A 22,086-nucleotide genomic window follows, 5' to 3' on the forward strand; every position below is an offset into this window, starting at 1 on the left:
GGGCACGGGCAGGGCGCGCCGCCGGCTGGAGGCGCGATGGCCGATTTTAGCACCGAGCGCGATGCCTGCCGCCAGCCTTTTTTTTGAATTCAAAAGCAAGCGCCGGAGTGTGGCGCGCCCTGGCGCTGGCTATGCTGGAGACTGACTATTGACTTGCACGGAGTTCGCCATGGAACACGCTTACCTGACTGACGATGAACGCTGGGATGCCCTGCAGCGGCGCGCGCCCGACGCCGACGGCGTCTTTTACTATTCGGTGCGCACGACGGGTGTGTATTGCCGGCCATCTTGCGCGGCGCGCCCCGCCTTGCGCCGCAACGTGGCTTTCCACGCCAGTTGCGAGCAGGCGGAGGCGGCCGGTTTTCGTCCCTGCCTGCGCTGCAAGCCCAACCTGCCGCCGCTGGCCCAGCGCCAGGCGGCCATCGTGGCCGATATCTGCCGTTTGATCGACGCCAGCGACGAGCTGCCCGACCTGGACAGCCTGGCACAGGCCGCCGGTCTGAGCCGTTTTTACTTTCACCGCGTCTTCAAGGCGCACACGGGCATCACGCCGAAAGCGTATGCGGCGGCGCGGCGCGGCGAGCGCCTGAAGGCCGGCTTGCAGGGGGCGGGCAACGTCACCGAGACCTTGTACGCGGCCGGTTTCAATTCCAGCGGCCGCCTGTATGCCGCCACCCCGGGCTTGCTGGGCATGACGCCGGGCGCGTTTCGCGCCGGCGGCAGCGGCGCCGTGATCCGCTTTGCCATCGGCGCCTGCTCGCTGGGCGCCATCCTCGTGGCCAGCACGGACAAGGGCATTTGCGCGATTTTGATCGATGACGACCCGGAAGTGCTGCTGCGCGACTTGCAGGATCGCTTTCCGCAAGCCGAGCTGCGCGGCGCGGAAGCCGACTATGAACAGACGGTGGCGCAGGTGGTGGGCCTGGTCGAGGCGCCGGGCCTGGGCCTGGACTTGCCGCTCGACGTGCGCGGCACCGTGTTCCAGCAGCGCGTGTGGCAAGCCTTGCGCGAGATTCCTGCCGGCAGCACGGTCAGCTATGCCGAGCTGGCGCGGCGCATCGGCTCCCCGCAAGGCGCGCGCGCCGTGGCGGGCGCCTGCGCCGCCAATGCGCTGGCCATCGCCATTCCCTGCCACCGCGTGGTGCGCAACGATGGCGCGCTGTCCGGCTACCGCTGGGGCGTGGAGCGCAAACAGGCGCTGCTCGAGCGTGAGGGCGAACGGTGAGGGCGCTGGACTGGCGCCAGATCGAGGATGATCTGAATCAATACGGCTGTGCCGTCGTGCCGGGCTTGCTGAATCCCGCGCAATGCGCGGCGCTGGCGGCGCAGTACGACGATGCGTCGCGCTTTCGCAGCAAGGTGGTGATGCAGCGCCATGGTTTTGGGCAAGGCGAGTACCAGTATTGGGCGCATCCGCTGCCGGACACGGTAGCCGCCTTGCGCACGGAGCTGTATCCGCCGCTGGCAGCCATCGCCAACCGCTGGCACGCCAGCATGGGCCTCGATAGCCGCTTTCCCGTGGCGCACGCCGATTTCCTCGCGCGCTGCCATGCGGCGGGGCAAACCCGGCCCACACCGTTGTTGCTGCGCTACCGCGAAGGCGATTACAACTGCCTGCACCAGGACTTGTATGGCGAGCACGTGTTTCCGCTGCAACTGGCCGTATTGTTGTCGCGCCCGCAAGACGATTTCACGGGCGGCGAGTTCGTGCTGACGGAGCAGCGCCCGCGCATGCAGTCGCGCGCCGAAGTGGTGCCGCTGGCGCAGGGCGACGCCGTGCTCTTTCCCGTCGCGCAGCGTCCCGTGAATGGCACGCGCGGCAGTTACCGCGTGAACATGCGGCATGGCGTGTCGCGCCTGCGTTCGGGCTTGCGCCACACTCTGGGCATCATTTTCCACGATGCGAGCTGAACGGCAGCTGCGGCGCTTGAGTTTCCAGGATTACATGGCATGATGGCTGCTTCTTGTCACTCTTTCATTTCTGCCATGTCCGCGCTGCTCCGCCTGTTGTGCCTGTTGACCATTTTCCTGCTGCCCGCAGCCCATGCGGACGATGGCGTGCCCGCGTTCGTTGCGGAGGCCGCGTCCGTCGTGGCGCCGTCGCAGGCCGCGGCGGCCAGGACGGCGCCGCTGATGTTTGCCAACCGCAAGGTGTTCGTCTTCCGCGCCGCGCTGGCCGGCTATCCGCCCGATGAGCGGGCCACGGGCGCGCAGCGCCGGCTGGAAGGCGTGCTGGCCAAGAATGGCCCCTTGCAGACGAGCACGCGCATGATTCCCGAAGGCACGCAAGTGCTGCTCGACGGCGTGCAACTGTTCGTCGTCGTGCCTGGCGACGTCAACCAGCTGGCCGGCGACACGACGGAAAGCGTGGCGAAAACGGCCGCCATCGAGTTGAGCAAGGCCGTGCTCGATTACCGCGAACAGGGCAGCTGGCGTTACCTGGCCATCGCCGCCGCCGTGTGCGCGGCCGCCACCCTCGTGTTCTGGCTCGTGTGGATGGGGCTGACGCGTTTGTACCACTGGGCCAAGCGCCGCAGCGGCATCCTGCTGGCCTCGCGCCTGCGCGACGTGCGCCTGAAGAACGTGCGCGTGCTCGATGCCGAGCATTACATCGCCTTTGCGTATCAACTGCTGAGCGCCGTGCTGTGGGGCTTGCGCCTGATGGCCACGTACCTGTGGGCCGCCTTCGTGCTGGGCCGCTTGCCCTACACGCGCTCGTGGGGCGAAAGCCTGAGCGGCTATCTGTTCGACGTGGCCGCCGACGTCTTCCACGCCATCATCGGCGCCTTGCCGGGGCTGGTGCTGGTGTGCGTGATCTTCGCCATCGCGCGCCTGATCGCCGCCACGGCCGCCTCGCTGTTCAAGCGCGTGGAAAGCGGCGAATTGCAAATCGGCTGGCTGGACAAGGACACAGCCCTGCCGACGCGCCGCATCGCCAGCGTGGTGATCTGGCTGTTCGCGCTGGCCATGGCCTACCCGTACCTGCCCGGCTCGCACACGGCCGCTTTCCAGGGCCTGTCCGTGCTGGTGGGCCTGATGGTGTCGATCGGCGCGTCGAGCATCGTGGGGCAGGGCGCCAGCGGCCTGATCCTGATGTACACGCGCGCCCTGCGCAAGGGCGAATATGTGCGCGTGGGCGACAGCGAAGGCACGGTGGTCGACGTGGGCATGTTCGAGACGCGCCTGCGCACGGGACTGGGGGAAGAGGTGGCCTTGCCGAACGCCTGGGTGATGTCGCAAACGACAAAGAACTATTCGCGCGCCCAGCCCGGCGGCGGCTTCGTGCTCGACTCCACCGTCACCATCGGCTACGCCACGCCGTGGCGGCAAGTGCATGCCATGCTGGAACTGGCCGCGTCGCGCACGACGGAACTGTCCACCACGCCGAAACCGTACGTGATGCAACTGGCTCTGCAAGATTATTACGTACAATACCGCCTCGTCGCCTACGCCAGCGCCGAAGTCCCCCGCCAGCGCGCCGAAGTGCTGAACCGCTTGCACCAGAACATCATCGACGTCTTCAACGAATTCGACGTGCAGATCACCTCGCCGCACTACATCGATGATCCGAAAGAGTCGCATGTGGTGCCGCCTGGTGAATGGTTCAGGGCGCCGGCGCAGCGGGGGGAGGAAGATAAATAACGTCGAATTATGGGCGTGATGGATGGGGTGGGCAGATTTCAGTGCGCCACTCCTGCATGTCTTTGGTGATAGCAATGATTTTTTGCCGGCCAGCCGTGTCAATGATCAGGCAAAATTTCCCTCTATAGCCGCGGGTCGAATCAGAGGGGTCATCCGGTCTTCCATTCAAAAAGACGCTGTACATCCTGTCTGTTTTCAGCATCGTCGCGGCAGTCGATTCGGCTCCTGTCGGTACTTGGCCATACAAATAGCAGGTTTTGGCATGCATGGGGAGGGTCGTCGCTCCAGGGAGAATGAAGGACCAGACCTCTACAGGCGGTTTTATTGATATATCGTAAACCATGAGGGCGCCAAGCATCGGCGTTCCATTGCGGTGTTCTTCTCTTTTTGAGATGGTGAAGCAAGGCATACCTTTGAATGCGCTAATTTCGGCTTCAGCCATGCGTGACACTGGGTACGCATCACGGTATGTCAAACAGAGGCTCATGATCAATGTCATTTCCAGGAAGATTGGTCTTGCTTTTTCTATTTTTAAGAAATTCATTGATCACCTCTTCGTAGAGAGTCAGAGAGTTTCGGTATTCTTTTTGATTCATAGCTTTTGGTGTTTTCAAATACCTTAGTCCGAAATAATCTGCTAGTAAGTTACCCTGCGCCTCCATGTTGAAGTCAGATAGTTTTTTTCCTCGCTTTAGAAAATACGTGTAACTCAATCCGAAACGGATAGCCCCACGCAATGCAACCGGGTAGCCCAATTGATACTGCCAGACGTGGACCATTTCATGCATGAACCAATTTTTGTCTATTGGCTGAGCTATGGAAAAATCCTCTCGATACTCAGACTCATGAAAATAAATCTCCCCATCCGGCGTCATGGCCACATCCTTCGGCTGCAAGCCAAACCATAGATACGGTTCGCCATGCACCTTGACCTTGCCGTAGTCGATCGCATCCTGGAACAGCATCCACGCCATGTCGATCTCGCCCCTGGTCAGCGGGCGAACCTTGTCCTTCACTTTGACCTGTTTGATGGACGAACCGACGTCCTTGTCGGTCGTCTTGATGCCATCGAGCTGGACGACCTTGACGGCAGGCGCTGCCGGTTTTGGCGCGGCGGCGCAGCATGGTGATTTATCCGGGTGCGGCAGGAATTCGGCCTGGGTGATTTGTTCCTCCCGCTTGCTGGCGATACGCCCTGTGCGCCCCTTCGCATCCGTCGTCCCCGTCCACGTTTCGCCATTGCTCAAAGTGAGGCGGTAGTCGGCGTGCGCCAGCGGTGCGTCGGCTTGCGAGACGAATTCCAGCTGCTCGTCGTAGCCGCAGCACCAGCATTCGTCGGGCTGGCCGGCCAGGCGGTGCAGTTCGCAGCCGCTTGTCGCGTTGCGCAGGGCGGCGCCCAGCACGGGCTGGCCGTCGGCGCTGAAGGTGACGATCATGCTGTCGAAGCGCGCGCCCAGGCTGCTCTTCTGGTGCGCCACGAGCTTGAAGAACACGTCGCACGCGGTGGTGCTGATGACATGGTGCCTGGCCATGGGGTGTTCCACCTGAAAACGTCAGCGTAGACCTGTGGCGTCTTGCAAGTATTGACTGGGCGCAAGGCCTGCGCGCTTGCGTTAAGATGCCGGGCGTTTCATTGAGAAGAAAGAGCCCCCATGTCCAGCCCATCCAACATCGAATCCTCCCGCACCGCCCGCAGCCTAGCCGCCGCCCTGATCGGCGATCCGTTCTACCGCACCGTCACGGTGGCGTGCGGCGACGACGAGGCGGCGCGGCTGGCCATGCTGGAAGCCTACTTCGCGCTGGCGCTGGCCGAGGGTGAGCAAGCGGGGCGCGTCGACCTGGCGGATGACGCGGGCAATGGCGCCGCCATCTGGACGACGGATACGCCGGCGGCCCTGCGCCAGGCCGCGTATGCGCAGCGCGAAGCCGCCTTGCGCGCACTGCTGGGGGAGCGGGGCTTTGCGTATTTCACGGCCATCGTCGCGAACATGGAGCACGCGCTGGCGCCGCATGGCCTGCAAGACGCCTGGTACCTGTCGATCGCCGGCATCGCTCCGGCCGCGCAAGGGCAGGGGCTGGGCGCGTCCGTGCTGGCGCCGGGCCTGGCGGCCGTCGATGCGGCGCGTGCCGCATGCTTCCTGGAGACTTACAACGAGCGCAGCCTGCCGTTCTATGGCCGTCTTGGCTTCGTGGCAGCGGGCCGCTACGCGGAAGTCGTCACGGGCTGCGACTACTGGCTGATGGTACGAGCGCCCCGCGCTGCCTGATTGACCATTTTGCCAATTTCTATACACTCGTCTTTTTGCTAACGACTAACAGACCTGGAGATGGAAATGCCGACCTTGCCACTGCGCCGCACCCTGCTCACGCTCGCCTGCCTGGGGGCCATCGGCCACGCGCATGCCGATACCGTCATCGACAATGCCAACGGCTACACCCTCAATGCTGCCGGCAAGGTGGTGCGTTTCACGGCGCTGGCCTTTGACGACGGGGGCAAGCTGCTCGCCGTCGGCAGCGCCGCGCAGGTGAAACGCAAGGCGGCCAAGGGCGCCATCCATGTCGACGTGCAGGGAAAAACCGTGCTGCCTGGCCTGATCGACGCGCACGGTCACGTCTTCGGCCTGGGGACGATCGCCAGCGGCGTGATGCTGTACGGTTCTGCCTCGCTGCCGGCCGCCGTGCAGGCCGTGGGCGACTTCGCCAAAGCGCATCCCGAGCGCAGCTGGGTCGTCGGCAATGGCTGGAACCAGGAAATCTGGAAGCTGGGACGCTTTCCCACGGCAGCGGAACTCGATGCGGCGGAAAGCGCGCGGCCCGTGTGGCTGCGCCGCGTCGATGGCCACGCGGGCTGGGCCAACAGCCGCGCGCTGGCGCTGGCCGGCATCACGCGCGCCACACAAGACCCGGCGGGCGGCAAGATCGAACGCGATGCAGATGGCAATGCCACCGGCGTGCTGGTCGACAGCGCCATGGACTTGATGGATGCCGTGCTGCCCAAGCCGGGCGACGTGGAAAACCGCGCCGCCCTCGATGGCGCACTGGCGCAGCTGTCGCAAGTGGGCCTGACCAGCGTGCACGATGCGGGCATCGGCCAGATGCAGGACCGGCTGTTCCGCGACTATGCGGACCATGGCAAGCTGACGGTGCGCGTGTATGGCATGATTTTTGACACGACGGAAGACTTCGACGCGCTGTCGAAAAACGGCCCCTTGAATAGCTATGCGCGCGACATGTATGCTTTGCGCGCCGTCAAACTGGTGTCCGACGGCGCCCTGGGCAGCCGCGGCGCGGCCCTGCTGGCGCCGTACAGCGACGATCCGACCACACGCGGCCTGCTGTTCTACCCGGACGGCGCCATGCGCGCGAAGATGGAAAAGGCCATGCGCGCCGGCTACCAGGTGAATGTGCACGCCATCGGCGACGCGGGCAATCACCAGATCCTCGACGGCTATGCAGCCTTGATCGCGCAGTATCGCGGCGCGGGCCTGCGCCACCGCATGGAACATGCGCAGGTGGTGCAATTGAGCGATATCCCCCGCTTCAAGACCCTGGGCATCGTCCCCTCGATGCAGCCGACGCACGCCACGTCCGACCAGAACATGGCGGAGCAGCGCGTGGGCCATGAGCGCATCAAGGGCGCGTACGCGTGGCGCACCTTCCTTGCGCAAGGTTCGCGCATCGCCTGCGGTTCCGACTTCCCCATCGAGTCGCCGAACCCGTTCGAAGGCATCCACGCGGCCGTCACGCGGCAAAACAGCGAGGGCTTCCCGGCCGGCGGCTGGTATCCGCAGCAAGCCATGACGGTGACGCAGGCGCTGCGCTGCTTCACCCTCGACGCGGCTTGGGCTGCGCACCAGGAAAAGGCCATCGGCACCCTGGAAGCGGGCAAATGGGCGGACTTCATCGTCGTCGACCAGGACCTGTTCAGCGTGGAACCAAAGGCCATCGGCAAGACGCAGGTGCTGCAGACGTGGGTGGCGGGCAAGCGCGTGTTCGAGAAAAAATAAGGATTTGACGCCTGCAAAAACCTGTTGACTTGGTTGTATAGACAACCTATGCTGGGAGTACCAGAGCGGGCCACGTATGTCCGCTCGTACCCTACGAGGAGACAGCATGAACAGCACAATGGACACCGATCCACGCTTTGATGCCAGCCGTACCATCCGCGCCCCGCGCGGCACGGTCATGGCTTGCAAGAGTTGGCAGGCCGAGGCGGCCTACCGCATGTTGCAAAACAATCTGGACCCGGAAGTGGCGGAAAATCCGCAGCATCTGGTCGTCTACGGCGGCATCGGCCGCGCGGCCCGCAACTGGGCCTGTTTCGACCAGATCCTCGCCTCGCTGCGTGAACTGGAGGACGACCAGACCCTCCTGATCCAGTCCGGCAAGCCGGTAGGCGTGTTCCAGACCCACGCGGACGCGCCGCGCGTATTGATCGCCAATTCCAACCTGGTGCCGAAATGGGCCAACTGGGAACATTTCAACGAACTTGATCGCCAGGGCCTGTTCATGTACGGCCAGATGACGGCCGGCAGCTGGATTTACATCGGCACGCAGGGCATCGTGCAGGGCACGTATGAAACCTTCGCCGAAGCGGGCCGCCAGCATTTCGGCGGCGACTGGGGCGGACGCTGGATTTTGACGGCGGGCCTGGGCGGCATGGGCGGTGCGCAGCCGCTGGCCGCCACCATGGCGGGCGCCGTCTCGCTCAATATCGAATGCCAGCAAAGCAGCATCGACTTCCGCCTGCGCACGCGCTACCTGGACAAGCAGGCGGCCAGCCTGGATGAAGCCCTGGAACTGGTCAAATACCACACGGAGCGCAAGGAAGCCATTTCCATCGGCCTCCTGGGCAACGCGGCCGAAGTGCTGCCGGAGCTGGTGCGCCGCGCCAAGGCGGGCGGCCTGGTGCCGGACCTGGTGACGGACCAGACGTCCGCGCATGACCTGGTCAATGGCTATCTGCCGCGCGGCTGGAGCGTGTCGGACTGGAAGGCGGCGCAACAAGACCCGCAGCGCCATGCGCGCTTGACGGTGGCCGCCGCCGATTCCTGTGCCGCCCACGTGCAAGCCATGCTCGATTTCCACGCCATGGGCGTGCACACCGTCGATTACGGCAACAACATCCGCCAGGTGGCGTTCGACCAGGGCGTGCAAAATGCCTTCGACTTCCCCGGCTTCGTGCCTGCCTACATCCGCCCGCAATTTTGCGAAGGTCGCGGGCCGTTCCGCTGGGTGGCCTTGTCGGGCGACCCGGAAGACATCTATAAAACGGATGCGAAGATCAAGGAGCTGTTCCCGCACCACGCGCAGGTGCACCACTGGCTGGACATGGCGCGCGAGCGCATCGCCTTCCAGGGACTGCCGGCGCGCATCTGCTGGCTGGGACTGGGCGAGCGCCACATCGCCGGCCTGGCCTTCAACGAGATGGTGCGCACGGGCGAGCTGAAGGCGCCCATCGTCATCGGCCGTGACCACCTCGATACGGGGTCCGTCGCCAGCCCGAACCGCGAAACGGAAAGCATGAAGGACGGCACGGACGCCGTCTCCGACTGGCCGCTGCTGAACGCCATGCTCAATACGGCCGGCGGCGCCACCTGGGTCTCGCTGCACCATGGCGGCGGCGTGGGAATGGGGTATTCTCAGCATGCGGGCATGGTCATCGTGGCCGATGGCAGCGAAGCGGCGGCGAAACGCCTGGCGCGCGTGCTGATCAACGACAGCGGTTCCGGCGTGATGCGCCATGCCGATGCCGGCTACGAAACAGCGGCCGCCTGCGCCAAGCGCAACGGCCTGATTCTTCCCATGATTCCTTGAGACCTCGATTCGAATGACTATGACACAGCATGCCAAAAGTTGGACCCTGAAACCAGGCGCGATGACCCTGGCCGACCTGCGCGCCGTCTGGGCCGCGCCGGCAAAATTGACCCTCGCCGCCGAGGCCTATCCCGTCATCGAGGCGTCGGCCGCCGCCGTGCAAGCCATCGTCGCCAAGGGCGACGCGGCGTACGGCATCAACACGGGCTTCGGCCTGCTCGCCAAGACGCGCATCCCCGATGAAAAGCTGGAGCAATTGCAGCGCAACCTGATCCTGTCGCACTCCGTCGGCACGGGCGAACTGCTGTCGGACGCCGTCGTGCGCCTGATCGTGCTGATGAAGATCGGCAGCCTGGCGCGCGGCTTTTCCGGCGTGCGCCCGCTGATCGTCGACACCCTGATCGCCCTGTACAACGCGGGCATCATGCCGGCCATTCCCGCCAAGGGTTCCGTCGGCGCCTCGGGCGACCTGGCGCCGCTGTCGCACATGACCCTGGCCATGCTGGGCGTGGGCGACGTGCGCGTCAATGGCGAATTGATGGCGGCCCCCGAGGCGCTGGCGCAGGCGGGCATCGCGCCCGTGGTGCTGGCGGCGAAAGAGGGCCTGGCCCTGATCAACGGTACGCAAGTGTCGAACGCGCTGGCGCTGCATGGCCTGTTCATGGCCGAGCGCCTGCTGGAAGCGGCCATGGTCACGGGCGCGCTGTCGCTCGACGCGGCCAAGGGCAGCGACTCGCCGTTCGACGCGCGCGTGCACGCCGTGCGCGGACAGCCGGGGCAGATCCTGGCCGCGCAGATGTACCGCCAGCTGGTGGCGCACAGCGCGATTCGCGCTTCGCACCTGGAAGGCGACGAGCGCGTGCAAGACCCGTACAGCCTGCGCTGCCAGCCGCAAGTCATGGGCGCCTGCCTCGATTTGATCGGCAACGTCGGCCGCACCCTGCTGATCGAAGCCAATGCCGTCACGGACAACCCGCTGATCTTCCAGGATGGCCCCAACGGCCAGGCGGAAATCGTCTCGGGCGGCAATTTCCATGCGGAGCCTGTCGCCTTTGCTGCCGACACCTTGGCGCTGGCGATTTCCGAAATCGGCGCGCTGGCCGAGCGCCGCATCGCGCTGCTGATCGACGCCACCTTGTCCGGCCTGCCGCCTTTCCTCGTGCGCGACCCGGGTGTCAATTCCGGCTTCATGATCGCCCACGTGACGGCTGCCGCGCTGGCGTCGGAAAACAAGTCGCTCGCGCATCCGGCCAGCGTCGACAGCCTGCCGACGTCCGCCAACCAGGAAGACCATGTGAGCATGGCCACGTTCGCCGGGCGCCGCCTGGACGACATGGCGCACAACACGGCCGTCATCGTCGGCATCGAGCTGCTGGCCGCCGCGCAGGGCATCGATTTCCACCGTCCGCTGAAAACCTCGCCGCACCTCGAACATGTGCATCACCAGTTGCGCCAGAAAGTGCCGTTCTTCGACGCTGACCGCTTCTTCGCGCCCGACATCGAAGCGGCCAAGCAGATGGTGCTGCAGGGTGAGTTGAGCAGCACGTGCAAGAATTTGTTCGCCCCGCTGTACGCTTGAGCTGGAGCAAGGAGACAAGCATGGATTTCCGCTTTAATGAAGGCAGCATTCCGCTGCTGGTGTCGATGCCCCACGTGGGCACCGACATACCGGACGATATCGCCGCGCGCATGACGCCGCAGGCCCTGGTCAGGGCCGACACGGATTGGCATCTGCGCGAGCTGTATGGCTTTTTGCAGGAGATGGATGCGTCCGTGCTGTCGGCGCGCTGGTCGCGTTACACCATCGACTTGAACCGCCCGCAGGAAGACACGAATCTGTATCCGGGGCAGGATACGACGGGCTTGCTGCCCAACGATACTTTTCATCGCGAGCCGCTGTACCTGGCCGGCCGCGAACCGGATGCGCAGGACGTGCGGCAGCGGCTGCAGCGCTACTGGGCGCCGTATCATGCGCAGCTGCGCGCGGAACTGGATCGGCTGCTGCGCGTGCATGGCGCCGTGGTGCTGTGGGATGCGCACTCCATCGCCTCGCGCGTGCCGCGCTTCTTTGACGGCAAGCTGCCCGACCTGAACTTCGGCACGGCCGATGGCGCCAGCTGCGATAGCGGCCTGACGTCCGCCGTGGTGGATATCGCGCGCGCGCAGGAGGGATTTACCGTGGCCTTGAATGGCCGCTTCAAGGGCGGCCACATCACGCGCCATTACGGCCAGCCGGAAGGTCGCGTGCATGCTATCCAGCTGGAGATGTGCCAGTGCCTGTACATGGACGAAACGGAACCGTTTGGCTACCGGCCCGACCTGGCGGCGCAAGTGCAGCCGCTGCTGCGCCAGATGATGGAAGCGGCCGTGGCATGGGTGGCACGTTGAGTGCGTCCCTGTTTGCGCGCCATGCGCTGCTGCCGCAAGGCTGGCGCCGCGACGTGCTGCTGGAATGGGACAAGAATGGGGATTTGACGGCGGTGGCGGAAAACGTCGCGCCGCCTGCCGGCGCCGAAGTGGCCGAATATGTCTTGCCCGGCATGGTCAACCTGCATTCGCATGCGTTTCAGCGGGCGCTGGGCGGCATGACGGAAGTCGCGGGTGACGGACCGGACAGTTTCTGGACCTGGCGCGACCTGATGTACCGCTTCGCGCGCCACATCACGCCGGAACAGATGGAAAGCATCGCCGCGCAGCTGTTTGCGGAATGCCTGCGCCATGGCTACACGGCCGTGTGCGAATTCCACTACCTGCAGCGCGATGCGGCCGGCGCACTGTATGCGCGTCCCGCGGAAACGGCGGAACGGGTGCTGGCGGCGGCGCGCCTCAGCGGCATCGGCCTGACCATGCTGCCCGTGCTGTACAGCCATGCGGGTTTTGGCGAGCAACCGCTGAAGCCGGAGCAGGCGCGCTTTCGCACCGGTGCGGACGATGTCTTGCGCATCGTCGAGGCGCTGGCGCCGCAGCGCGGCGGGCAGGTGGAGGTGGGTTTTGCGCCCCATTCGCTGCGCGCGGCCGGCGTGGCGCAGATCAAACAGGTGGCGCAGGCGCTGCCCGCGGGCCGTCCCATCCACATCCACATCGCTGAACAGCGGGGCGAGGTGCGCCAGTGCCTGGACTACAGCGGCCGGCGCCCGGTGCAGTATTTGTACGAGCAGGTCGACGTCGACGCGCGCTGGTGCCTCGTGCATGCCACGCATGTGCAGCCCGACGAGGTGGCGCTGATGGCCGCCAGCGGCGCCGTGGCGGGCCTGTGCCCGACGACGGAAGCGAACCTGGGCGACGGCCTGTTCCCGCTGGCCGAATTCATCGCTGCCGGCGGGCGCTTTGGCGTGGGCAGCGACAGCCATGTATCGCAATCGCCCGTGGAGGAATTGCGCTGGCTCGAATATGGCCAGCGCTTGCAGCGGCAGCAGCGCAATGTCGCCGCCAGGCCGGAGGAGCGCCATGTGGGCGACTACCTGTGGCAGGCGGCCCTGCAAGGGGGCGCGCAGGCGGCCGGGCGCAAGCTCGGTGCCTTGGCGCCCGGCTGCCGCGCCGACTTGCTGGTGCTCGACGAGGCGCATGTGAACCTGTGCGGCGTGGCGATCGAAAATGTGCTGGGCAGCGTACTTTTCTGCGGCAACGACAACCTGGTGCGCGACGTGCTGTGCGGCGGCCAATGGCAGGTGCGCGACGGGCGCCACGTAGCGCAGGACGCCATCGCCGCCGCCTACAAGCGCACGCTGGCGCAACTGAGGGCGCTCTGATGGCGACCTTCATCCCGCAGGAATGCCTGCGCGCCGCGCCGTGGAAAAACGGCGGCGGCAGCACGATGGAAATCGCCATTGCTCCGCCCGGAGCCAGCCTGATGGAATTCGACTGGCGTATCAGCCTGGCGACGATCACGGCCAGCGGGCCGTTTTCCAGTTTTCCCGGCATCGACCGCAGTTTGATGCTGGTCGATGGCGACAGCGTGCAGCTGACGCTCGATGGTGCGCGCAAGGTGACCTTGAGCGCGGCGCAACCGATGCTGTGGTTTCCCGGCGAAGCGGCCGTGGAGGCGCAAGTCAGGGGGACGACGACGGATTTCAACGTGATGACGCGGCGCGACCGCTGCCGCCACCAGCTGGAAAAAATCACGGCGCCGGGCAAGCTGGTGCGGCGCAGCGCGACTACCTTGCTGTTCGTCGCCGGCGACGGCCACGTGCTGGCGCGCGGTGGCGAGCAGCAGTTCGCGCTGGGCCGCCATGACGCGCTGCTGCTGGACGCCGACGATGCGCAGGAATGGCGGCTCGACGCCTTGCAGCGGTCGGCCGTCTTGTGCGTCGACCTGTTTACCTAGGGAGAGAAAGCGATGCAAGACTGGGACCTGGTCATCCACAACGTCCACCTGGCCACCATGGAGCACGGTTATGGCGAGCTGCTCGATGCGGCCATCGCCGTCAAGGATGGCCGCATCGCCTGGTTCGGCCCCGGCGACGAATTGCCGGCCAGCGGCGCGGTGCTGCAGGATGGCCAGGGTTGCTGGCTCACGCCCGGCCTGATCGACTGCCACACGCACATCGTCCACGCGGGCAACCGCAGCGACGAATTCGAGGCGCGCCTGAATGGCGCCAGCTATGAAGACATCAGCCGCGCCGGCGGCGGCATCATGTCCACCGTGCGCGCCACGCGCGCGGCCAGCGACGACGAATTGCTGCGGCAAAGCCTGCCCCGCGTGCTGGCGTTGCTGGCCGAGGGCGTGACGACGCTGGAAATCAAGTCCGGCTATGGCCTCGATGCGGCCAGCGAAGCGAAGATGCTGCGCGTGGCGCGCAGGATAGGGCAAACACTGCCCGTATCCGTGCGCACCACCTTCCTTGGCGCGCACGCGCTGCCGCCCGAGTATGCGGGCCAGGCCGATGCGTATATCGGGCTGCTGTGCGGGCAGATGTTGCCCCGGCTGGCCGGCGATGGCCTGGTGGACGCCGTCGACGCGTTTTGCGAGCGCATCGGCTTTACGCCGGCGCAAACGCAGCGCATGTTTGATGCGGCGCAGGCGCTGGGGCTACCTGTAAAACTCCATGCCGAGCAGCTGTCGGACCTGGGCGGCGCGGCGCTGGTGGCGCGCTACGGCGGCCTGTCGGCCGACCACCTGGAATTCCTGTCGGCAGAGGGCGTCGCCGCCATGGCGCAGCATGGCACGGTGGCCGTGCTGCTGCCGGGCGCGTATTACTTTTTGCGCGAGACGCAGCCGCCGCCCGTGGCGGCCTTGCGCGCGGCCGGCGTGCCCATGGCCGTGTCCACCGATTGCAACCCGGGCACGTCGCCGATGACGTCCCTGCTGCTGGCGATGAACATGGCGTGCACCCTGTGGCGGCTGACGCCGCAGGAAGCGCTGGCCGGCTGCACGATCCATGCGGCGCGCGCGCTGGGCTTGCAGCAGGAAACGGGCAGCCTGGCGGTGGGCAAGCGCGCCGATTTTGCCCTGTGGCGCATCGCGCGCCCGGCCGACCTGGCGTATGCGCTGGGCCTGAACCCGTGCGCGGGCGTGGTGCATGGCGGTGTCTGGCGCGCGCCGGTGGTAAGCTTGCCGGATTGATCATCCGTCCCGGAGCGCCGCGTGCGTGTTGTTTACCTGTTGTTGCTATTCTTCGCCGCCGCGCCCATGTCCTCCCTTGCCATGGACGGCGGCACCCTGAAGGTGGGTTCGAAGCGCTTTACGGAATCGTATATTCTCGGCGAAATCGTCAAACAGAGCGCCGCGCCGCACGTCAGGGCGCTGCACCGCCAGGGCCTGGGCAACACGGCCATCGTGCTGGCCGCGCTGCAGGCGGGCAGCATCGACGTGTATGCCGAATACATGGGCACTATCGCCAGCGAAATCCTCAAGCACGACAAGGCCATTGATCTGGCGCAGATGCGGCGCGAGCTGGCGGCGCTGGGCCTGGGCGTGGCCGTGCCGCTGGGCTTTAACAATACCTATGCGCTGGCGATGCGCGGCGATGAAACGGGCATCGCCAGCCTGGCGCAGCTGGCGCAGCATCCCGCCCTGAAATTCGGCCTGTCGCATGAATTCATCGGCCGGGTCGATGGCTGGCCGGGCCTGGCCGCGCGCTATGGTTTGTCGCAGCGCCCGCGCGGGCTCGATCACGGCATCGCCTACGAGGCGCTGGCGCAGCGCCAGGTGGACGTGATCGACATTTATTCGACGGACGCGAAGATACGCCAGTACGGCTTGCGCGTGCTGGCCGACACGCAGCAGTATTTTCCCCGCTACGACGCCATGCTCCTGTACCGGCTCGACGTGCCGCAGCGTTTTCCCGCTGCCTGGCTCGCGCTGCAAGGCTTGCAGGGGCGCATCAGCGAGAGCGACATGATCGCCATGAATGCGGCCGTGGAAATCGATGGCAAGACTTTTTCCGGTGTGGCGCACCAGTGGCTGGCCTCCGGCACGTCGGCGAAAAAACCGGCCGCCGCGCGCAGCAAGCTGCTCGATAAACTCGTCGGCGACGATCTGTGGACCCTGACGCGCCAGCACCTGACCCTGGTGCTGCTGTCGGTGGCGCTGGCGTGCCTGATCGGCATTCCGCTGGGCGTGCTGGCGGCGTTGTCGGCGCCGCTGCGGCAAACGGTGCTGGCCTTCGTCGGCGTGCTGCAGACGGTGCCGTCGCTGGCCCTGCTGGCGATATTGATCCCGCTGCTGGGCATGATCGGCACGGTGCCGGCGCTGGTGGCGCTATTCGTGTACGCCTTGCTGCCCATCGTGCGCAACACGTGCACGGGCATCTTGCAGGTGCCGCAAGGCTTGCGCATGGCGGCGCTGGCGCTGGGCTTGAGCAAGCGCGACCGCCTGCTGCACGTGGACTTGCCGCTGGCCTTGCCGGTGATGCTGGCCGGCATCAAAACGGCGGCCGTGATGAGCGTGGGCACGGCCACCATCGCCGCCTTCATCGGCGCGGGCGGTTACGGCGAACGCATCACCATCGGCCTGGCGCTGAATGACAACGACATGCTGCTGGCCGGCGCGATCCCCGCAGCCGTGCTGGCCCTGCTGACGCAAGGCTTGTTCGAGCTGGTGGAGCGCTGGGCCGTGGCCGGCCGGCAGCACTGACGGCATCACGGTTACAGCGAGTGCAGTTTGGAGCGCACCGAGACGACGGCCTGGTGCAGGATGCGTTCAGCCTGGAAGTCATTCTCGCGCTGTTCGGCGATGGCTTGCAAGTCGCGCGTATAGCGCTCCAGGCGGGAGCGCAGGTAGGCGCGGTAGATTTTCATGACGAGCGGTTTGGCAGAGACATTCATGATGTGGCTCCCAGGTGCGTAACGATGCGTTCATTTTGTGTGAGCGGAATGCCGCCACTTTGCGCCATATCAAATGCCATGACCCCGTCAAATTGGCGCGTTTGAGATTGCGCAAGGCTCCCAAGACCGAAGATGCCACACTGAATCTTCCCTGCTCGCCTGGTCATCATCAGGCGCCGCGGGCTCTGATTCCCTCAAGCATACTCAAGGAGCGTCGCATGGTCATTTTCGCCGTGGTTGCTGGCTGCATCGCCTGCCTGACAGTGTACCAAATCTATACAAATACGCAGGGCGGCAGTGGGGTTGCGCAACAACATATCGGTTTGCACGGCACATTGATTGAACCACGGAAATAATCAGTGTCATCCGAGCGACACTCGGTGACACTTGGTTAGCGGATTTAAGTCAAATGTAAGGCCCGGTAAGCAAATGTAAAGGTCTGCGCGGTGGCAAGCGGCAGCGTTTATATTGATAACCGTTGATTGCATTCTCCCCCTCCCACTTGACAATGGGTTCACCCCGCGGTGCCGCTAGCCCGCGGGGATTTTTTTTGGAGCTTGCGTTTGCAGTTCCCGCGATGCAGTGCCAATCACAGTGGTTGTGGCGTACCGGCCGACAATTGCGTCAAGGCATCGCCAGCGACCCGGCAGATGCGCCAGTCCGGCATCACGTCCGCGCCCATGCCCTTGTAGAAGTTGATCGCGTTTTCATTCCAGTCCAGCACCGACCATTCGAAGCGGCCGCAATCGCGTGTGACGGCCAGTTGCGCCAGCGCCACGAGCATTTGCTTGCCATAACCCTTGCCGCGCACCGATTGCTTCACATACAGGTCTTCCAGGTACAAGCCCTTGCGGCACAGGAAGGTGGAAAAGTTGTGGAAGAACAGGGCGAACGTCACCACCTCGCCATCTTCCTCGCCCACCAGCGCTTCGCACGCGGGATGGGCGCCGAACAGGCTGTCGTGCAGCATGGATTCCCTGGCGATCATCATGTGTTCGAGTTTTTCAAACACGGCCAGTTCATGGATCATGCCAAAGATGGCGGCCACGTCGGATGCGGTCGCGGGACGGATGGCGAGGGAGGAAGAGGTGCTCATGTTGCCTTTGTGGATGGAGTGGTGGAAATAGAGGAAACGGCAGCCGTCTTGCGCGCGCCCGAGGTCAGGGCCCAGGCCACGCTGGACAGGCACAGCACCATGCCCACCCATTCGATGGCGGCGGGCCGGTAGTGTTCGAACTGCACCGACAGCAGCACGGAAATGACGGGGGTGACGACGCCGATATACACGGTCTTTTGCGTGCCGATGCGGGCGATTAAGGTGAAATACGCGCTGAAGGCGATCACCGAACCGAAGATGGCCAGGTACAGCAAGCCCATCCAGTAACTGGGGCGCGCGGGCAATTGCCAGGACTGGCCCGTGGCGACGGCCCAGGCGGCCACCATCAAGGTGCCCCACAGCATGGTCCAGGCCATGGTCAGCATCACGTTGCCGGAATGCTCGCGCACTTTCATGACGAGGGCGTTGCCCACCGTGCTGGACACGGTGGCCACCAGGGCCAGCATGAAGCCGAGCAGGAAATGACCATTGCCGCCGCCCAGGATATCTTGCAGTGCCGCACCGATGGACTGGTAAAACAGCAGCACGATGCCGCAGATGGCGACGAAGGCCGCGCAGCAGGTGCTCCAGGTGATGGGCGTGCCGAAGGCGATGCGGTTGAGCAATGGCGTCCAGAACACCATCAGCGCAAACAGCACGCTGACGAGGGCGGATACGAGGTACTGTTCGGAACTATACGTGCACACATAGCTGAGGGCGAACGAGGCCAGGCCCTGCAGCAGCATCCATTTCTGCGCGCGCCAGGGCAAGCGCAAGCGGTCGCCGCGCAAGGCGCACCAGGCAAACAGGGTGGCGGACGCGAGGCCGAAGCGGTAGACCACGGAAACGGCGGGGGCGACATCGCCCAGCTGCAAGGTGATGGCCCAGAAGGTGGAGCCCCAGATCAGGCAGGCAATGATGAACAGGAGAGGAGAGGACATCGCGCAAGTATACGGGCATCGCGCGGGGATGGCGAGTCTTGGCCGGGCTTGCTCAAAGAGTGGTCAGGAGACAACGAGGCATTGAGCCAGCGCAGTGCTTCTGGAAAATGTTGAATTTATGAAAATATTTACTTTATTATCAAGTAAACATTTTCTGAATTGCATCTTTTAAGGGGACCGCCATGCCAGCCTCACTGCAGATCAAAGTATGGAGCGTGCTTGTATATGTCGTGGTGGCAACCTTGGTTGCCATCTGGCTGCATGAGGGCATGTCGCCCTCGGCCTTGCTGATGGCTGCCGGCGCATTCGGCTAAAGCGCATGCGCCGGCAAGCAGATCAGTGGGTGACGCGGGTCTTGCGGCCATCGGACAGCAGGCGCACGCGTTCGCCCGGACGGAACAGTTCGTCCGCGTCTTGCACGATGGCGCGCATGTCGCCATTGTCCAGGCGTACGGTGATTTCCAGGCCGGGTTTGTTGGAAGCGTTCGCTTCGATGCTTTTGCCCGCCATGCCGCCGGCGACGGCGCCCAAGATGCTGGCAGCGATGGCGCCCTTGCCGCCACCGACTGTCGAGCCGGCCACGCCGCCCAGCGCCGCGCCAGCCAGCACGCCCGTGCCCGTTTCACCCTTGTCGATGGTGACCTGGCGCACGGATTCAACCGTGCCCATGCGAACCGATTGTTCATTCTGCGCCTGGCGCGCGTTGTACACATTCGCCGAGTTCGGTTGTACGGCGCAGCCGGCCAGGGTGGCGAGCAATGCCACTGCAATAATTGGTGCTTTCATGTGGGACTCCCTTGGACAAAAGTTAGTTGCCGATTACATTGACCGACAGATGATGACTTATCATAAGGACACTTGCCTCATATAACTAGTTGCGAATAGTAAAAATCTGTTACGGCACCGCGTGACCGCATGACCGCTTGCTGCTCAATACGCCAGCCGCAGGCGCCGGTACAAAAATCCCAGCACGAATAGCGGTCCCACCAGCAAGAAGCGCAAGTCGTCCAGGAACGACGGTTTCTTACCTTCGATCTGGTGGCCGATGAACTGGCCTATCCAGGCCAGCACGAACAGCGCCAGCGACACGGGCAGGATGGTCAGCGCCGGCATCATCAGCAGCAGGCCCAGCATGGCGGCCAGCATGGCCAGCATGCCTGCCGCAAACGGACGCGACAGCTTGTAGTAATAGTATAAAGCGAGAATACTGCCGAGCAGCGCCACGCTGGGATGCACGCTCCACAGCAGCCCCAGCAGGCTGAAGACGATCAGCGGCACGCACACGATGTGCACCCATTCATTGACGTGGTTGCGGTGGCTTTCGCCATACTGGGCCAGCAGGGTGTCGATGGTGCGCATGGGCGGTCTCTTGTGCAGGGATGGTTGTCCGGGAATTCTACACTGTCGCGTGGCCGGGTAAAATGGCCCTTCATTTCCCCTTCCGGACCGCTCATTTGAATAGCCCAGCCTTCTTGCCGGACCCTGCCGCCGACCCGCGCAAGCGCTGTTTCGATCCCGTCGTCGACGCCGATACGCGCTTGTTGATACTGGGCAGCTTGCCCGGCGAAAAATCGCTGGCGCACAGCCAGTATTATGCGCATCCGCAAAACAAGTTCTGGCGGCTGCTGGGAGAGGTGCTGGGCGTGGACTTGACGAGCCAGCCCTATGACGCGCGCTTGAGCACCTTGCTGGCGCACGGCGTGGGCCTGTGGGACGTGGTGGCGCAGGCGCAGCGCACGGGCAGCCTGGACAGCAATATCCGCGCCCGCGACGATAACGACCTGGCGGCCCTGGCCGCCAGCCTGCCGCAATTGCACACGATCGCCTTCAACGGCGGCACGGCCGCCAAGCTGGGCATCAAGGTGCTGGGCGAGCACGCGCAGCGCTACCGCATCGTCAGCTTGCCGTCGAGCAGCCCCGCTTACACGCTCGCGTATGGCGCCAAGTTGCTGCAATGGAAAACATTGCCGCCGTTGTAATGCGCGGAGTCAGTTGATCAGTTTGCCGGCTTTAGGCCGGCGCGTACGGCTGCGCTTCCAGCGGCTGTCCCTTGGCGTCGAATTTCAGCGCCACTGACAAGCGGGTCACGCCGATGGTGGCCAGCGCGTCGCAGATGTCGTCGACTTCGTCCTGCAGGTCGGCGGCCAGGTCCAGCGGCTTGTCGGCGCTGTGCAGCAACTGGCCGCCCGCCGTGCTGACGTTGACGCGCAGCAGCATTTCGCCATGCTCATCGGCCGGGCCGACGACCACCGAGACGTCGCCCGCGTCCACGTTGTTTTCCGCCAATGCATGGTTGATGCCGGACATCATCTGCAGCATCGCATACTCGCTCATGCCTTGTTCCTTGCCGCCGTGGAACAGATCCTGGTAGAGGAAGCTCACTTCCAGGGTGTTGCCGGCCGGCGCCAGGCAGCTTTTCACCAGATCGCCCACTTCCGTCGTCCATTGCTGGTAGCGGGCCATGCGCGCGTCGAACCAGGCGTCGAGCGCCGCTTCATCCTTCGGTTCCGCATAGAACGGGTCGTCCACGCGCTTGAGGGCAAAGCCCAGCAGGAAGCGCAGTTCGACGGCCGTGTCCTGCGGACCGAAGGCCGTTTCGCTCCAGCCGACGATGCTGCTTTCCAGGCCCGGCGTGGCGACGATCTTCTTGTCCGTCATCGACGAGTATGCATCGCGCACCATCTCGTGCAAATGGCTATAGGTGATGCGGTCGATTTCATCGAGGTCGTAGGCGTGGCTCATCAGGACTACCTTGGCCTTGGCGCTTTCCAGTTCTGCCTGTTGGAAACTTTTCACCAGCGCTTCGAACGCGTCCTGGTCCTGGAAGCTGTCCGCTTCCTTCAGGCCGCCCGTGCTTTGCACCAGCAGGGGCACGACGAAGGCGTTGATTTCCATCGCCGGGGCATTCTCGCGGCGGATCACGGAAATGGACGCCGCTTCCTCGATATGGCTGCGCAAGTACTGATAGGCGCCCACGTCCTCGTATTTCGCCCGCTCGATGGCGTCGTACAGGATTTCATCCTTCTTTTGATTCAAGGCCTTGCGGATCAGGCGGCCGAACTCGACGGCTTGCTCGGCCAGCACCGTGCCCTGCGATTCGCTGTCTTCCTGCTCCGCCAGGTTGAGGGCCATCGTGCACAGCATGCGCGTGACGGATTCATCCTTGTCTTCAGGCGTGTTGGCGGATTTACGGGGGACAGGGCGCTTATTTTTGGGCATGGCGATCAACAGGTTAAGAAAGACGGGTCAGGCAAACGGAAACAGGCGCCAGGGCTTATGCCAGGCGCCGGGACGGATCATACAGGCGGACGCGGCCGCCTGATA

The 22,086-nt window shown here is 64.5% G+C and carries 23 protein-coding genes; 15 read left to right on the plus strand and 8 right to left on the minus strand.

Annotation, left to right across the window (positions count from 1 at the left end; translation table 11 throughout):
* Positions 1 to 169: 169 nt before the first annotated feature.
* The 3 genes from ada to OX459_RS00950 all read left to right on the plus strand — a co-directional run bounded on the left by ada (position 170) and on the right by OX459_RS00950 (position 3,642).
* Complete coding sequence (gene ada / locus OX459_RS00940) at positions 170 to 1,225, plus strand: bifunctional DNA-binding transcriptional regulator/O6-methylguanine-DNA methyltransferase Ada (protein WP_289903361.1); 1,056 nt, start codon at positions 170 to 172, stop codon at positions 1,223 to 1,225.
* Entirely contained in the window at positions 1,222 to 1,911 is a 690-nt protein-coding gene (locus OX459_RS00945; protein WP_289903362.1) for a 2OG-Fe(II) oxygenase, read from the plus strand. Before ada ends, OX459_RS00945 begins: the two co-directional genes overlap by 4 nt.
* A gap of 75 nt (positions 1,912 to 1,986) precedes the next feature.
* Entirely contained in the window at positions 1,987 to 3,642 is a 1,656-nt protein-coding gene (locus OX459_RS00950; protein ID WP_289903363.1) for a mechanosensitive ion channel domain-containing protein, read from the plus strand.
* A 7-nt stretch (positions 3,643 to 3,649) separates the two neighbouring features.
* Here OX459_RS00950 and OX459_RS00955 read toward each other — a convergent pair whose 3' ends face one another.
* Positions 3,650 to 4,084: a hypothetical protein gene (locus OX459_RS00955; protein WP_289903364.1), complete on the minus strand. Its 435-nt coding sequence runs from the start codon at positions 4,082 to 4,084 to the stop codon at positions 3,650 to 3,652.
* Between the two features lie 19 nt (positions 4,085 to 4,103).
* Positions 4,104 to 5,174 carry a hypothetical protein gene (locus OX459_RS00960; protein ID WP_289903366.1) on the minus strand — a complete coding sequence of 357 codons (1,071 nt, stop codon included), beginning with the start codon at positions 5,172 to 5,174 and terminating at the stop codon, positions 4,104 to 4,106.
* A 120-nt stretch (positions 5,175 to 5,294) separates the two neighbouring features.
* Between OX459_RS00960 and OX459_RS00965 the strand changes: the two genes are divergently transcribed.
* From OX459_RS00965 to OX459_RS01005, 9 genes are all read left to right on the plus strand, one after another.
* Positions 5,295 to 5,909 carry an N-acetyltransferase gene (locus tag OX459_RS00965; RefSeq protein ID WP_289903367.1) on the plus strand — a complete coding sequence of 205 codons (615 nt, stop codon included), beginning with the start codon at positions 5,295 to 5,297 and terminating at the stop codon, positions 5,907 to 5,909.
* A gap of 66 nt (positions 5,910 to 5,975) precedes the next feature.
* On the plus strand, positions 5,976 to 7,649 hold the full coding sequence (locus OX459_RS00970) for an amidohydrolase (RefSeq protein ID WP_289903368.1): 1,674 nt from the start codon (positions 5,976 to 5,978) through the stop codon (positions 7,647 to 7,649).
* 106 nt (positions 7,650 to 7,755) lie between these two features.
* Entirely contained in the window at positions 7,756 to 9,459 is a 1,704-nt protein-coding gene (hutU, locus tag OX459_RS00975; RefSeq protein ID WP_289903369.1) for a urocanate hydratase, read from the plus strand.
* 19 nt (positions 9,460 to 9,478) lie between these two features.
* Positions 9,479 to 11,038 (plus strand): histidine ammonia-lyase, encoded by a 1,560-nt coding sequence (hutH, locus tag OX459_RS00980; RefSeq protein WP_289903370.1) that lies wholly within the window; start codon positions 9,479 to 9,481, stop codon positions 11,036 to 11,038.
* Positions 11,039 to 11,058: 20 nt separating this feature from the next.
* A complete protein-coding gene (gene hutG, locus OX459_RS00985) occupies positions 11,059 to 11,847 on the plus strand; it encodes an N-formylglutamate deformylase (RefSeq protein ID WP_289903371.1) in 789 nt (262 codons plus the stop codon).
* Positions 11,832 to 13,208: a formimidoylglutamate deiminase gene (locus OX459_RS00990; RefSeq protein WP_289903372.1), complete on the plus strand. Its 1,377-nt coding sequence runs from the start codon at positions 11,832 to 11,834 to the stop codon at positions 13,206 to 13,208. Before hutG ends, OX459_RS00990 begins: the two co-directional genes overlap by 16 nt.
* Positions 13,208 to 13,783 carry a HutD family protein gene (locus OX459_RS00995; RefSeq protein WP_289903373.1) on the plus strand — a complete coding sequence of 192 codons (576 nt, stop codon included), beginning with the start codon at positions 13,208 to 13,210 and terminating at the stop codon, positions 13,781 to 13,783. The genes OX459_RS00990 and OX459_RS00995 overlap by 1 nt, the downstream gene beginning before the upstream one ends.
* 12 nt (positions 13,784 to 13,795) lie before the next feature.
* Positions 13,796 to 15,022, plus strand: coding sequence for an imidazolonepropionase (gene hutI, locus OX459_RS01000; protein WP_289903375.1), 1,227 nt, complete (start codon positions 13,796 to 13,798; stop codon positions 15,020 to 15,022).
* Between the two features lie 66 nt (positions 15,023 to 15,088).
* Entirely contained in the window at positions 15,089 to 16,534 is a 1,446-nt protein-coding gene (locus OX459_RS01005; RefSeq protein ID WP_289904801.1) for a glycine betaine ABC transporter substrate-binding protein, read from the plus strand.
* A gap of 11 nt (positions 16,535 to 16,545) precedes the next feature.
* Here OX459_RS01005 and OX459_RS01010 read toward each other — a convergent pair whose 3' ends face one another.
* On the minus strand, positions 16,546 to 16,725 hold the full coding sequence (locus OX459_RS01010; protein ID WP_034746290.1) for a hypothetical protein: 180 nt from the start codon (positions 16,723 to 16,725) through the stop codon (positions 16,546 to 16,548).
* 14 nt (positions 16,726 to 16,739) lie between these two features.
* On the opposite strand from OX459_RS01010, the gene OX459_RS01015 reads away from it, so the two are divergent.
* The gene (locus tag OX459_RS01015) at positions 16,740 to 17,081 is read left to right on the plus strand and encodes a hypothetical protein (RefSeq protein WP_289903377.1); all 342 of its coding nucleotides are present in this window, start codon (positions 16,740 to 16,742) and stop codon (positions 17,079 to 17,081) included.
* 233 nt (positions 17,082 to 17,314) lie between these two features.
* Here the strand turns inward: OX459_RS01015 and OX459_RS01020 are convergent, their stop codons facing one another.
* Together OX459_RS01020 and OX459_RS01025 are read right to left on the minus strand one after the other, a co-directional pair.
* Entirely contained in the window at positions 17,315 to 17,821 is a 507-nt protein-coding gene (locus OX459_RS01020; RefSeq protein ID WP_289903379.1) for a GNAT family N-acetyltransferase, read from the minus strand.
* Entirely contained in the window at positions 17,818 to 18,762 is a 945-nt protein-coding gene (locus OX459_RS01025) for an EamA family transporter (protein WP_289903380.1), read from the minus strand. Before OX459_RS01025 ends, OX459_RS01020 begins: the two co-directional genes overlap by 4 nt.
* A 182-nt stretch (positions 18,763 to 18,944) precedes the next feature.
* Between OX459_RS01025 and OX459_RS01030 the strand changes: the two genes are divergently transcribed.
* Positions 18,945 to 19,076 (plus strand): hypothetical protein, encoded by a 132-nt coding sequence (locus OX459_RS01030; RefSeq protein WP_257218848.1) that lies wholly within the window; start codon positions 18,945 to 18,947, stop codon positions 19,074 to 19,076.
* 22 nt (positions 19,077 to 19,098) lie between these two features.
* Here OX459_RS01030 and OX459_RS01035 read toward each other — a convergent pair whose 3' ends face one another.
* On the minus strand, positions 19,099 to 19,548 hold the full coding sequence (locus OX459_RS01035; protein WP_034780449.1) for a glycine zipper 2TM domain-containing protein: 450 nt from the start codon (positions 19,546 to 19,548) through the stop codon (positions 19,099 to 19,101).
* 144 nt (positions 19,549 to 19,692) lie between these two features.
* On the minus strand, positions 19,693 to 20,121 hold the full coding sequence (locus OX459_RS01040; RefSeq protein WP_289903382.1) for an Mpo1-like protein: 429 nt from the start codon (positions 20,119 to 20,121) through the stop codon (positions 19,693 to 19,695).
* Between the two features lie 95 nt (positions 20,122 to 20,216).
* Here OX459_RS01040 and OX459_RS01045 point away from each other — a divergent pair, with 95 nt between their 5' ends.
* On the plus strand, positions 20,217 to 20,741 hold the full coding sequence (locus OX459_RS01045) for a DNA-deoxyinosine glycosylase (protein ID WP_289903384.1): 525 nt from the start codon (positions 20,217 to 20,219) through the stop codon (positions 20,739 to 20,741).
* A gap of 31 nt (positions 20,742 to 20,772) precedes the next feature.
* Here OX459_RS01045 and OX459_RS01050 read toward each other — a convergent pair whose 3' ends face one another.
* Positions 20,773 to 21,981, minus strand: coding sequence for a hypothetical protein (locus OX459_RS01050; protein WP_289903386.1), 1,209 nt, complete (start codon positions 21,979 to 21,981; stop codon positions 20,773 to 20,775).
* Positions 21,982 to 22,086: the final 105 nt, after the last annotated feature.

Origin of the sequence: Janthinobacterium sp. SUN026 (assembly GCF_030397625.1) — a bacterium.
GTDB classification, from domain to species: Bacteria; Pseudomonadota; Gammaproteobacteria; order Burkholderiales; family Burkholderiaceae_D; genus Janthinobacterium; species Janthinobacterium kumbetense.

Bases quoted from the DNA above. Each gene is read 5' to 3' on its own strand.
- OX459_RS01010 (WP_034746290.1), bottom strand. From the start codon at position 16,725: ATGAATGTCTCTGCCAAACCGCTCGTCATGAAAATCTACCGCGCCTAC.
- hutG (WP_289903371.1), top strand. From the start codon at position 11,059: ATGGATTTCCGCTTTAATGAAGGCAGCATTCCGCTGCTGGTGTCGATG.
- OX459_RS00965 (WP_289903367.1), top strand. From the start codon at position 5,295: ATGTCCAGCCCATCCAACATCGAATCCTCCCGCACCGCCCGCAGCCTA.
- OX459_RS01050 (WP_289903386.1), bottom strand. From the start codon at position 21,981: ATGCCCAAAAATAAGCGCCCTGTCCCCCGTAAATCCGCCAACACGCCT.
- OX459_RS01040 (WP_289903382.1), bottom strand. From the start codon at position 20,121: ATGCGCACCATCGACACCCTGCTGGCCCAGTATGGCGAAAGCCACCGC.
- hutH (WP_289903370.1), top strand. From the start codon at position 9,479: ATGACACAGCATGCCAAAAGTTGGACCCTGAAACCAGGCGCGATGACC.
- OX459_RS00990 (WP_289903372.1), top strand. From the start codon at position 11,832: ATGGGTGGCACGTTGAGTGCGTCCCTGTTTGCGCGCCATGCGCTGCTG.
- OX459_RS00950 (WP_289903363.1), top strand. From the start codon at position 1,987: ATGTCCGCGCTGCTCCGCCTGTTGTGCCTGTTGACCATTTTCCTGCTG.
- OX459_RS00970 (WP_289903368.1), top strand. From the start codon at position 5,976: ATGCCGACCTTGCCACTGCGCCGCACCCTGCTCACGCTCGCCTGCCTG.
- OX459_RS00960 (WP_289903366.1), bottom strand. From the start codon at position 5,174: ATGGCCAGGCACCATGTCATCAGCACCACCGCGTGCGACGTGTTCTTC.
- OX459_RS01020 (WP_289903379.1), bottom strand. From the start codon at position 17,821: ATGAGCACCTCTTCCTCCCTCGCCATCCGTCCCGCGACCGCATCCGAC.
- hutI (WP_289903375.1), top strand. From the start codon at position 13,796: ATGCAAGACTGGGACCTGGTCATCCACAACGTCCACCTGGCCACCATG.
- OX459_RS01025 (WP_289903380.1), bottom strand. From the start codon at position 18,762: ATGTCCTCTCCTCTCCTGTTCATCATTGCCTGCCTGATCTGGGGCTCC.
- OX459_RS01030 (WP_257218848.1), top strand. From the start codon at position 18,945: ATGCCAGCCTCACTGCAGATCAAAGTATGGAGCGTGCTTGTATATGTC.
- ada (WP_289903361.1), top strand. From the start codon at position 170: ATGGAACACGCTTACCTGACTGACGATGAACGCTGGGATGCCCTGCAG.
- OX459_RS00955 (WP_289903364.1), bottom strand. From the start codon at position 4,084: ATGGCTGAAGCCGAAATTAGCGCATTCAAAGGTATGCCTTGCTTCACC.
- OX459_RS00995 (WP_289903373.1), top strand. From the start codon at position 13,208: ATGGCGACCTTCATCCCGCAGGAATGCCTGCGCGCCGCGCCGTGGAAA.
- OX459_RS01035 (WP_034780449.1), bottom strand. From the start codon at position 19,548: ATGAAAGCACCAATTATTGCAGTGGCATTGCTCGCCACCCTGGCCGGC.
- hutU (WP_289903369.1), top strand. From the start codon at position 7,756: ATGAACAGCACAATGGACACCGATCCACGCTTTGATGCCAGCCGTACC.
- OX459_RS01005 (WP_289904801.1), top strand. From the start codon at position 15,089: ATGTCCTCCCTTGCCATGGACGGCGGCACCCTGAAGGTGGGTTCGAAG.